Genomic DNA, 2,015 nt, shown 5'->3' on the forward strand with positions numbered 1-2,015 from the left:
CGGTTGGCCCAGGTCACCCTCCAGTTCGGCCAGGCGGCGCTGCACGGTCGACTGGTTGACGCCCAGCACGCGAGCGGCGGCCAGCGTGCTGCCGTGGTCGGCCACCGCGAGCAGGTACTTCAGGTCGTTCCAGTCAAAGGCGACAGGCATTGGAAGCGGTCCGCAAATGTGCGGCCCCATTCTGCAGCGCCGCGGCTTACGCCGTCGCGCTGCCTGGCCTAGCCTCGCACCGTCTATCCCGACAGGAGTTTCGAATGCGATGGCAACACATGCTGATGGCGGCCGGCTGCTGGGCCGCCACCGCGCAGGCGCAAGACGCGGTGCAGACCGATGGCGACAAGTACCACGTGCTGCTCGAGAACGCTTGCGTGCGGGTGCTGGAATACCAGGACCAGCCCGGCCAGCACACGCACCAGCACAGCCACCCGGCCTTCGTGCTGTACGCGCTAGGCTCGTTCCGGCGAACGCTGACCCTGCCGGATGGCAAGGTCCTGACGCGCCAGTTCAACGGCGGCGAGGCGATGTGGTCGCTGGCGCAGACGCACGTCGGCGAGAACGTCGGCTCGACGCCGACGCACGCGCTGATCGTCGAGCTGAAGGCCGGGCCGCAGGACTGCGCACCGCACTGACGCTGGCGGCGTGTGGGGCAGGGGCGCCAACCGGGCGCCGGCGGCCAAATGATGACAAACGATGACAGCGCCAGGCCGCGCGTCATGGATTGCCATCACCGCTGACACCTTTGGCGATGGGGGCGGCCGATAGTGGGCCACCCCAACAACACGCCGAAGGAAACACCGATGACCGATCCACGCCTGCCCAAGATGATCTTGCTGGCGCTCGCCGCCGCCGCGGCTTGCACCGCCGCCCAGGCCAGCCGCCGCGAGCCGACGATGGCCGAGCGCATCTCGGCCGCGCACAGCACGGCCGAGAACAATGCGCTGTGCCAAGCCATCCGGCCGTTCTACTGGTCGGTTGGCGATGCCTCGGGCCGGCGCACCGATGGGCGCGAGGGCTTGATGGCGCCCGGCGCCAACACCATGATGTCGATCGCCTCGGCATCGAAGTTGATCGATGGCGCCTACGTGGTGGAGCAACTCGGCGTGCTCTTGACGAGCGAAGAAGCCAGCTACCTGAACTTCACCAGCGGCTACACCGAGTTCGACCACTGCCTGAAGGACCAGACAGTTGCCGAATGCCAGTCGTACCAGAGCCGGCGCATCAAGAACGGCGGCTACGTGCCCGAGAACAAGGGCCGCTTCTATTACAGCGGGGGCCACATGCAGAAGCAGGCCACGCTGGTCGGCCTGGGACCGGACGACAACGCCGCTCTGGCTGCGCACATCAACGCCGGCCTCGGGGGCACGGCTTTCCAATACAGCCAGCCTCAGCTGGCGGGCGGCGTGAAGACGAGCGCAGCGGAGTATGGCCGCTTCTTGCAACACATCGTCGACGGTCAACTGAAGATCCGCGCGCTGCTGGGCACCCACGCGGTGTGCACCAACCCCGAGACCTGCCCGACGGCGGTCTACACCCCGATCCCCTCGGACGAGAGTTGGCACTACTCGGTCGGCCACTGGGTCGAGGACGATCCCGTGGTGGGCGATGGCGCGTTCAGCAGCCCTGGTGCCTTCGGCTTTTATCCCTGGATCGATGCCAGCAAGCGCTGGTGGGGTGTGCTGGCGCGAGAAAGCATCGTCAACCTTCGCAGCGCCGACAAGACCCAGACCCCGGCCGCTGATTCGTTGTACTGCGGCCGCCAGATCCGCGCGGCCTGGGTCAGCGGGCAGCCGCGCTGAGCCACTGATCCATTGGGTGGAGGGGTGGCGCAACGCTTCGTTGCGCAACGAAGCAAGAGGGGCCTGCGGCTTTCTAAAGTCGCGGGCCTCACCACTTCGCGCTGATACCYCCATGAACCACCGTCCACCGGTCTCGATCGAGATTGCCCCGACGATCCTGTACTTTGGAACGCCGGTTGCACTGATCAGCACGCTCAACACGCGAGCACAGCCCAATCT

The 2,015-nt window shown here is 66.7% G+C and carries 3 protein-coding genes; 2 read left to right on the forward strand and 1 reads right to left on the reverse strand.

What is annotated here, in order from left to right; all coding sequences use genetic code 11:
* On the reverse strand, nt 1-180 hold a 180-nt coding region (locus tag AC1DYI_RS33960), incomplete at its 3' end, for a helix-turn-helix domain-containing protein (protein WP_477208509.1).
* A 74-nt stretch (nt 181-254) separates the two neighbouring features.
* Between AC1DYI_RS33960 and AC1DYI_RS33965 the strand changes: the two genes are divergently transcribed.
* Together AC1DYI_RS33965 and AC1DYI_RS33970 are read left to right on the forward strand one after the other, a co-directional pair.
* The gene (locus AC1DYI_RS33965; RefSeq protein WP_477208510.1) at nt 255-629 is read left to right on the forward strand and encodes a cupin domain-containing protein; all 375 of its coding nucleotides are present in this window, start codon (nt 255-257) and stop codon (nt 627-629) included.
* Between the two features lie 168 nt (nt 630-797).
* Nucleotides 798-1,796, forward strand: coding sequence for a hypothetical protein (locus tag AC1DYI_RS33970; protein WP_477208511.1), 999 nt, complete (start codon nt 798-800; stop codon nt 1,794-1,796).
* Nucleotides 1,797-2,015: the final 219 nt, after the last annotated feature.

The organism is Ideonella sp. P3_A4, assembly GCF_056403075.1.